This window comes from Citrobacter sp. Cy070 (assembly GCF_030332245.1).
Classification (GTDB): Bacteria; Pseudomonadota; Gammaproteobacteria; order Enterobacterales; family Enterobacteriaceae; genus Citrobacter; species Citrobacter youngae.
This window is the reverse complement of the sequence record NZ_JAOWIG010000061.1, coordinates 76,759-85,253: the sequence shown is the minus strand read 5'-3', so window position 1 is coordinate 85,253 and position 8,495 is coordinate 76,759. Positions and strand designations below refer to the sequence as shown.

Genomic DNA, 8,495 nt, shown 5'->3' with positions numbered 1-8,495 from the left:
CGGTAGTTCAGTTGGTTAGAATACCTGCCTGTCACGCAGGGGGTCGCGGGTTCGAGTCCCGTCCGTTCCGCCACTTATTAGAAAATTAAGCCTGCTTAGTAGCAGGCTTAATGATAAGAAAATTTAGGGGCGTAGCTCAGTTGGTAGAGCACCGGTCTCCAAAACCGGGTGTCGCGAGTTCGAGTCTCTCCGCCCCTGCCAGAAACAATCCTTAGCATCCTTGCTAAGGATTTTTTTTTACCTGAACATCATATTCTGGATCTTCCAGTTCATTTTTTCCCGGCATCCTTGCCAGCGTTTTCATTAATCTTCCAAAATATTTGTTTTCAGCAGATCGCGAATAAGTGCATGTTTGTCGCTATTTTGCAGCCAAACCGCATATAACGGACGTGAAAGAGTCGTACTGTCAGTAACTGTGTGAAGATCGCTTTTGGTTCTGGCCCAACTGACGGGAAGCCAACTAAACCCTTTAATTACAGAAAGTTGCTGTCTTGCCAGTTCTGCAGAACTGGTGGTAAGTACCGGCACTTCATCTCCAGCAATCAATCCCGCTTCGTGCTGCTGAAAATCCGGTCCCCATTCCAGGCGTAGGTAATTCAGTTCATCTTTGGTTTGCGATGGAGAGCTACAATAGAGCGCCAGCGTGAAATATCCCAACAGTTGGCTGCTAAATTCGTCCATTTTTGGGGTTTCGGTCGTAATTAACAGATCCAGCTGTCGTTCATGGAGCTGCTTTACTAGCGACTGGCGCTGAGCGATCCTCGCTTCAAACTGCAGGCTGGATTGTGGCTCCTGAGATTGGTATAAACGCCGCAACCAGTCATTGAGCATGCATTCCCAAAGGGATGCACTGGCACCGATCGAAAACTCGTTGTGCCGTGAGGTATTCGCGACCTCCTTACGTGCTGCTTGCCATGTATTCATCAGCGTTTCTGCGTAAGGCAATAATTTTTCACCTGCAGCGGTCAAACGAATATTGTTTCTGTGTCGGGTGAACAGGTTCACACCCAGTTGATTTTCCAGTTGTCTGATCCGAAAACTCACCGCCGACTGGGTCAGGTAGAGCGCTTCAGCTGCCCGACCAAAGTGGCGTGTCCGGCTAACTTCCAGGAAAGTTTTTAACAATTCCGTATCCACAACGCGCTCCATAAAATTATTTGTCGTGATGATTTAAATCTTTTGTTTGACGCTCTGTCAAGCGTAACTAATACTCCGCGCCATAAATAGCTCGGCCAAAGAATTAGGAGCGTGCAGGATGGCGGAAAGCTTTACGACGACTAATCGATATTTCGACAATAAATATTACCCCCGCGGATTCTCCCGTCATGGTGATTTCACCATTAAAGAGGCACAGCTGCTTGAGCGTCATGGCTATGCCTTCAACGAGCTGGATCTGGGTAAACGTGAGCCAGTAACTGAAGAAGAAAAATTGTTTGTTGCGGTATGCCGTGGTGAACGTGAGCCAGTTACCGAAGCTGAACGCGTGTGGTCTAAATACATGACGCGCATTAAGCGTCCAAAACGCTTCCACACGCTGTCTGGCGGGAAACCTCAGGTGGAAGGTGCAGAAGACTACACCGAATCTGATGATTAATAAAAAAGGGCGTAAGCCCTTTTTTTATGCCAGTAATTTCTGCAGGTGAATTAATAACCTGTCTATCGCCCGATAAGCAACGGCCTCCTGCAAGTGCTGGCGGGTGATATGGTCGCACTGTTCAATATCCGCAATGGTACGTGCGACTTTTATCAGGCGTAGCCAGGCGCGGATGGACAATCCAAGACGAGCTAACGTGTCCTCAAGCCAGTGCGCATCATCACTGCGAAGCATGCAAAATTTATGGATATCCTGGCTGTCCAGATACGCATTTAACTTATTTTGCCGCCGATACTGACGCTCTCGTGCGGCGATGACGCGTTGCTTCACCGTTGCGCTATCTTCACCTTTCACTACGCTCTGGCTGAGTATGCCGGGTGGCGGTAAGGGAATTTCGAGGGAGAGGTCAAAGCGGTCAAGAAATGGACCTGATAATCGATTGAGGTAGCGCAGAGTCTGTTCTGGGGTACAGCGGTTATGATTCCCCTGATAATGGCCTGTCGGGCTTGGATTCATTGCAGCAATGAGTTGAAAGCGCGCGGGATAGGTTATTTTTGCTCTGGTACGGGATAGATGGATCTGCCCGGACTCAATGGGTTCGCGCAGTGCATCCAGCGTGCGTCGCTCAAACTCAGGTAATTCATCCAGAAATAATATACCGTTATGCGCCAGGGAGATCTCGCCTGGCGCAGGAATAGAGCCTCCACCGACCATTGCGGTTAATGAAGCACTGTGATGGGGAGAACGAAAAGGGCGTTGCTTCCACTGTTTTTGTATCGTATCGGAATTGACCAGACTGAGGATCGCTGCACTTTCCAGCGCCTCATCGTTGCTAAGTGGAGGAAGCAGTCCTCTGAGACGGCTGGCCAGCATGGTCTTGCCCGTACCTGGCGGGCCGATAAACAGGAGGTTGTGACCACCAGCGGCGGTGATCTCCAGCCCTCGTTTACCCTGTTCCTGACCGATAACATCGCTGAGATCCTCTGGTGAAGGTTCGGCGGTAAAGTCTGCAGATTGCGGTTTGTCTAAATCATGCTTTCCTTCCAGGAATGCGCATACCGCCTGCAGGTGATCGGCAATCAGGCACCCTTCGCCGTGTATTAGACCAACCTCTGCGGCATTCTCTTTAGCGACAATGATTCTCCGGCCTGCACGAATCGCTTCGGTTGCGCTTGATATAGCGCCTGGAACGCTGCGTAAAGCGCCTGTAAGCGCTAATTCGCCTACCAGCTCATAGGTGTCGAGATTATGGGTTGTAAGCTGCTCAGAAGCGACCAGAAGCGCAACAGCGATAGGTAAATCATATCGCCCCCCTTCTTTGGGGAGGTCAGCCGGAGCCAGGTTGATGGTTATCTTCCTAGCCGGGAATTCATACCCGCTATTAATAATTGCACTGCGTACCCGATCGCGAGCCTCTTTCACTGTCGTTTCAGGTAACCCCACCATGGTTAAACCAGGCAGGCCATTACTAATATGTACCTCGATGGTAATGGCTGGTGCATTCACGCCGAGGGCGGCGCGTGTGTGAACAATCGATAGTGACATAACCCCTCCTGATGGGAATATTATGTCGCAATAGATATCAGCAAGATTCTGCATAATTGATGTTTTTAGACGCTTATTCCTGTGTTTTTGTGTAATCAGGAATTGCTTGCCCCATGTCTGGAATCTCGCTCGCAAATGCGTATAAGTGTGCCGAGGAAAGAGATCGCAGGTGGTGCTGATGCGCTGAAACGTGAAATATTTTCATTTTATATTTTTTGTATAAAAAACAACGATATTTATCTAAACCGTTAACGGCGTCAGAAAAATGAAAACAAAAATATCTTGTGCTATTCGCAAATTCTATGGTAACTCTTTAGGTATTCCTTCGAACAAGATGCAAGAAAATACAAAAATGACAGCCCTTCTACGAGTGATTAGCCTGGTCGTGATTAGCGTGGTGGTGATTATTATCCCACCGTGCGGGGCTGCACTTGGACGAGGAAAGGCTTAGAAAACAAGCCTTAACGAACTAAGACCCCCGCACCGAAAGGTCCGGGGGTTTTTTTTGACCTTAAAAACTTAAACGAGGAGCAGAAAGTGAACGACAGCATAAAATTCTGTTTCTCAAGATTTACGGCGGGGATGTAACTATGAATGGGGCACAGTGGGTGGTACATGCGTTGCGTGCACAAGGGGTTCAAACCGTCTTTGGTTATCCCGGTGGCGCAATTATGCCGGTTTACGATGCATTGTATGACGGCGGCGTAGAGCACCTGTTGTGCCGACACGAGCAGGGTGCGGCGATGGCGGCGATTGGTTATGCCCGTGCAACGGGTAAAACCGGTGTTTGTATCGCCACTTCCGGCCCTGGTGCTACCAACCTGATCACCGGACTTGCCGATGCGTTGTTAGATTCTGTTCCAGTGGTCGCGATCACCGGCCAGGTGGCATCACCTTTCATCGGAACGGATGCGTTCCAGGAAGTGGACGTGCTTGGTATGTCGCTGTCCTGCACCAAACACAGCTTCCTGGTGCAGTCACTGGAAGAGCTGCCGCGCATCATGGCTGAGGCCTTCGCCGTGGCGAATTCCGGTCGCCCGGGTCCGGTTCTGGTGGATATCCCGAAAGACATCCAATTAGCCAGCGGTACGCTGGAGCCGTATTTTACCACCGTCGAAAACGTTGAGGCTTTCCCGCATGCTGACGTTGAGCAGGCGCGTAACATGCTGGCGCAGGCGCAAAAACCGATCCTGTACGTCGGTGGCGGCGTAGGTATGGCGCAGGCGGTTCCGGCCCTGCGTGAGTTTATTGCACTTACTCAAATGCCGGTTGCCTGCACGCTGAAAGGCTTGGGCGCAGTAGAAGCCGACTACCCCTACTATTTGGGCATGTTGGGAATGCACGGGACTAAAGCGGCAAATTTCGCGGTGCAAGAGTGTGATTTACTGATTGCAGTTGGCGCGCGTTTTGATGACCGGGTGACTGGTAAGCTGAATACTTTCGCACCGAACGCCAGCGTGATCCACATGGATATCGACCCGGCAGAAATGAACAAACTGCGCCAGGCGCATGTGGCCCTGCAGGGCGATTTAAATTCGCTGCTGCCGGCATTACAGCAGACGTTGAAGATTGACGAATGGCGTCAGCACAGTGCAGAACTGCGAGCAGAGCATGCCTGGCGCTACGACCATCCGGGTGAGGCCATCTATGCACCGTTGTTGTTAAAACAACTGTCGGACCGTAAACCAGCGGATAGCGTTGTTACGACGGATGTTGGCCAGCATCAGATGTGGTCTGCACAGCATATGATCTATACCCGCCCGGAAAATTTCATCACCTCGAGCGGCTTGGGTACGATGGGCTTTGGTTTACCTGCCGCGGTTGGCGCACAGGTTGCTCGCCCGAACGATACGGTAATCTGTATCTCCGGTGACGGTTCCTTCATGATGAATGTACAGGAACTCGGCACCGTAAAACGCAAGCAGTTGCCGCTGAAGATAGTTTTACTCGACAACCAGCGGTTAGGCATGGTGCGACAATGGCAGCAGCTGTTTTTCCAGGAACGTTATAGCGAAACCACCCTTACCGATAACCCCGATTTCCTCATGTTGGCCAGCGCCTTCGGCATACCTGGTCAGCACATCACCCGTAAAGACCAGGTTGAAGCGGCACTCGACACCATGCTGAACAGCGAGGGGCCATACCTGCTTCATGTCTCAATCGACGAACTTGAGAATGTCTGGCCTCTGGTACCACCAGGTGCCAGCAACTCAGAAATGCTGGAGAAATTATCATGATGCAACATCAGGTCGCCGTTGAGGCTCGTTTCAATCCGGAAACGTTAGAACGTGTTTTACGCGTGGTACGCCATCGTGGTTTTCAGGTGTGCTCCATGAATATGGAAGCCGCCAGCGATGCGCAGAATATAAATATCGAATTGACCGTTGCCAGCCCCCGGTCGGTCGACTTACTGTTTAGTCAGTTAAGTAAACTGGTGGACGTTGCACATGTTGCCATCTGCCAGAGCACAACCACATCACAACAAATCCGCGCCTGAGCGCAAAAGGAAGAAAAATGACGACGAAAAAAGCTGATTACATTTGGTCTAATGGCGAGATGATTCGTTGGGAAGACGCGAAGGTTCACGTGATGTCCCACGCGCTGCACTACGGTACTTCTGTATTTGAAGGCATCCGTTGCTACGATTCTCACAAAGGGCCGGTGGTGTTCCGTCATCGCGAACATATGCAGCGTCTGCGTGATTCAGCCAAGATCTATCGTTTTCCCGTTTCTCAGAGCGTTGATGAGCTGATGGAAGCTTGCCGTGAGGTGATTCGTAAAAACAATCTGACCAGCGCCTATATCCGTCCGCTGGTGTTTGTTGGCGACGTGGGGATGGGCGTTAACCCGCCAGCGGGTTACACCACCGACGTGATTATCGCCGCGTTCCCGTGGGGGGCTTACCTTGGTGCTGAAGCGCTGGAACAGGGGATCGATGCGATGGTTTCTTCCTGGAACCGCGTTGCGCCAAACACTATCCCTACCGCTGCTAAGGCTGGTGGTAACTATCTGTCTTCGCTGCTGGTGGGTAGCGAAGCGCGTCGTCATGGTTACCAGGAAGGTATTGCGCTGGATGTGAATGGTTACATCTCTGAAGGCGCGGGTGAAAACCTGTTTGAAGTAAAAGACGGCATTCTGTTTACCCCGCCGTTTACCTCCTCCGCGCTGCCAGGTATCACCCGTGACGCAATCATTAAGCTGGCGAAAGATCTCGATATCGAAGTGCGTGAGCAGGTGCTGTCCCGTGAATCGCTGTACCTGGCCGACGAAGTGTTTATGTCCGGTACTGCGGCCGAAATCACGCCCGTACGCAGCGTCGATGGTATTCAGGTGGGCGAAGGCCGCTGCGGCCCTGTCACCAAACGCATCCAGCAGGCCTTCTTTGGTCTCTTCACCGGTGAAACGGAAGATAAATACGGCTGGTTGGATCAGGTTAATCAATAAACATAAATTTGGGACGGCACGCACCGTCCCAATTATTAGACAGACGGGAGTTAATCAAGCATGCCTAAGTATCGTTCTGCTACCACCACCCACGGCCGTAATATGGCGGGTGCCCGCGCACTGTGGCGCGCCACCGGGATGACCGATGATGACTTCGGTAAACCTATTATCGCTGTGGTGAACTCTTTTACCCAGTTTGTGCCGGGCCATGTCCATCTGCGCGATCTCGGTAAGCTGGTTGCCGAACAAATCGAAGCCTCTGGCGGCGTAGCGAAAGAGTTCAACACCATTGCTGTGGATGATGGTATCGCCATGGGCCACGGGGGCATGCTGTATTCACTGCCGTCACGCGAGCTGATCGCTGACTCCGTTGAGTACATGGTTAACGCCCACTGCGCCGATGCGATGGTCTGCATCTCCAACTGCGACAAAATCACCCCGGGGATGTTAATGGCCTCCCTGCGTCTGAACATTCCGGTGATCTTTGTTTCTGGTGGCCCGATGGAAGCCGGGAAAACCAAGCTCTCTGACCAAATCATCAAGCTCGATCTGGTTGATGCAATGATTCAGGGCGCGGACCCGAAAGTCTCTGACTCACAAAGCGAACAGGTTGAGCGTTCCGCCTGCCCGACCTGCGGCTCATGCTCCGGGATGTTTACCGCAAACTCCATGAACTGTCTGACCGAAGCGCTGGGTTTATCGCAGCCGGGTAACGGTTCGCTGCTGGCGACTCACGCCGACCGTAAAACGCTGTTCCTTAACGCGGGTAAACGCATCGTTGAGCTGACTAAACGCTACTATGAGCAGGATGATGCTTCTGCGCTGCCGCGCAACATTGCCAGCAAGGCGGCGTTTGAGAATGCCATGACGCTGGATATCGCCATGGGTGGCTCCACCAACACCGTTCTGCACCTGCTGGCGGCGGCGCAGGAAGCGGAAATCGACTTCACAATGAGTGATATCGACAAGCTGTCCCGCAAAGTCCCACAGCTGTGTAAAGTGGCGCCGAGCACGCAGAAATACCATATGGAAGATGTGCACCGCGCAGGCGGCGTATTGGGTATTTTAGGCGAACTGGATCGTGCCGGACTGCTGAACCGCGACGTGAAAAACGTGCTGGGGCTGACGCTGCCGCAAACGCTCGATCGGTATGACGTGATGCTGACCAAAGATGACGCGGTGAAAAAGATGTTCCGCGCTGGCCCGGCGGGCATCCGTACCACTCAGGCGTTCTCGCAGGACTGCCGCTGGGACACGCTGGATGACGATCGCGCCGAAGGCTGTATCCGTTCGCTGGAACATGCTTACAGCAAAGATGGCGGTCTGGCAGTCCTGTACGGTAACTTCGCGGAAAACGGCTGTATTGTGAAAACCGCAGGTGTGGATGACAGCATCCTGAAATTTACTGGCCCGGCGAAAGTGTACGAAAGCCAGGATGACGCGGTTGAGGCGATCCTTGGCGGCAAAGTGGTGGCGGGCGACGTGGTGGTGATTCGCTACGAAGGGCCGAAAGGCGGGCCAGGTATGCAGGAAATGCTCTACCCAACCACCTTCCTGAAATCGATGGGGCTCGGCAAGGCCTGTGCGCTGATAACAGATGGCCGTTTCTCCGGCGGCACATCCGGCCTGTCTATCGGCCACGTTTCCCCGGAAGCGGCCAGCGGCGGTAATATCGCGATTATCGAAGATGGCGACATGATTGCTATCGATATCCCGAATCGTGGTATTCAACTGCAGTTGAGCGATGCGGAAATCGCTGCGCGTCGTGAAGCACAGGAAGCACGCGGTGACAAAGCCTGGACGCCTAAAGATCGTCAGCGCCAGGTCTCCTTTGCGCTGCGCGCCTACGCCAGTCTGGCAACCAGCGCCGACAAAGGCGCGGTGCGCGATAAGTCGAAACTCGGGGGATAAT

The 8,495-nt window shown here is 52.5% G+C and carries 8 protein-coding genes and 1 tRNA gene; 7 read left to right on the top strand and 2 right to left on the bottom strand.

Translation table 11 applies throughout. The features are described from left to right. Nucleotides 1-125: 125 nt before the first annotated feature. Nucleotides 126-201, top strand: a tRNA-Trp gene (locus OGY19_RS10035). Nucleotides 202-303: 102 nt separating this feature from the next. Here the strand turns inward: OGY19_RS10035 and hdfR are convergent. Then, nucleotides 304-1,149, bottom strand: a complete 846-nt coding sequence (gene hdfR / locus OGY19_RS10030; RefSeq protein WP_286596416.1) for an HTH-type transcriptional regulator HdfR — start codon at nt 1,147-1,149, stop codon at nt 304-306. A gap of 106 nt (nt 1,150-1,255) precedes the next feature. Here hdfR and maoP point away from each other — a divergent pair, with 106 nt between their 5' ends. After that, complete coding sequence (gene maoP, locus OGY19_RS10025; protein WP_003018025.1) at nt 1,256-1,594, top strand: macrodomain Ori organization protein MaoP; 339 nt, start codon at nt 1,256-1,258, stop codon at nt 1,592-1,594. A gap of 24 nt (nt 1,595-1,618) precedes the next feature. Here the strand turns inward: maoP and OGY19_RS10020 are convergent, their stop codons facing one another. Further along, nucleotides 1,619-3,139, bottom strand: coding sequence for a YifB family Mg chelatase-like AAA ATPase (locus tag OGY19_RS10020; RefSeq protein WP_115601249.1), 1,521 nt, complete (start codon nt 3,137-3,139; stop codon nt 1,619-1,621). A 352-nt stretch (nt 3,140-3,491) separates the two neighbouring features. Between OGY19_RS10020 and ilvL the strand changes: the two genes are divergently transcribed. From ilvL to ilvD, 5 genes are all read left to right on the top strand, one after another. Then, nucleotides 3,492-3,590, top strand: a complete 99-nt coding sequence (ilvL, locus tag OGY19_RS10015) for an ilv operon leader peptide (RefSeq protein ID WP_001311244.1) — start codon at nt 3,492-3,494, stop codon at nt 3,588-3,590. A gap of 139 nt (nt 3,591-3,729) precedes the next feature. Then, nucleotides 3,730-5,376 (top strand): acetolactate synthase 2 catalytic subunit, encoded by a 1,647-nt coding sequence (gene ilvG, locus OGY19_RS10010; RefSeq protein WP_115601248.1) that lies wholly within the window; start codon nt 3,730-3,732, stop codon nt 5,374-5,376. Next, a complete protein-coding gene (gene ilvM / locus OGY19_RS10005; RefSeq protein ID WP_003018017.1) occupies nt 5,373-5,636 on the top strand; it encodes an acetolactate synthase 2 small subunit in 264 nt (87 codons plus the stop codon). The genes ilvG and ilvM overlap by 4 nt, the downstream gene beginning before the upstream one ends. A gap of 17 nt (nt 5,637-5,653) precedes the next feature. Beyond that, a complete protein-coding gene (locus OGY19_RS10000) occupies nt 5,654-6,583 on the top strand; it encodes a branched-chain amino acid transaminase (protein ID WP_003018014.1) in 930 nt (309 codons plus the stop codon). Nucleotides 6,584-6,643: 60 nt separating this feature from the next. Beyond that, the gene (ilvD, locus tag OGY19_RS09995; protein WP_003844609.1) at nt 6,644-8,494 is read left to right on the top strand and encodes a dihydroxy-acid dehydratase; all 1,851 of its coding nucleotides are present in this window, start codon (nt 6,644-6,646) and stop codon (nt 8,492-8,494) included. The last annotated feature ends 1 nt before the right edge of the window (nt 8,495 follow it).

Bases quoted from the DNA above. Each gene is read 5' to 3' on its own strand.
- OGY19_RS10020 (WP_115601249.1), bottom strand. From the start codon at position 3,139: ATGTCACTATCGATTGTTCACACACGCGCCGCCCTCGGCGTGAATGCA.
- ilvG (WP_115601248.1), top strand. From the start codon at position 3,730: ATGAATGGGGCACAGTGGGTGGTACATGCGTTGCGTGCACAAGGGGTT.
- hdfR (WP_286596416.1), bottom strand. From the start codon at position 1,149: ATGGAGCGCGTTGTGGATACGGAATTGTTAAAAACTTTCCTGGAAGTT.
- maoP (WP_003018025.1), top strand. From the start codon at position 1,256: ATGGCGGAAAGCTTTACGACGACTAATCGATATTTCGACAATAAATAT.
- ilvD (WP_003844609.1), top strand. From the start codon at position 6,644: ATGCCTAAGTATCGTTCTGCTACCACCACCCACGGCCGTAATATGGCG.
- ilvL (WP_001311244.1), top strand. From the start codon at position 3,492: ATGACAGCCCTTCTACGAGTGATTAGCCTGGTCGTGATTAGCGTGGTG.
- ilvM (WP_003018017.1), top strand. From the start codon at position 5,373: ATGATGCAACATCAGGTCGCCGTTGAGGCTCGTTTCAATCCGGAAACG.
- OGY19_RS10000 (WP_003018014.1), top strand. From the start codon at position 5,654: ATGACGACGAAAAAAGCTGATTACATTTGGTCTAATGGCGAGATGATT.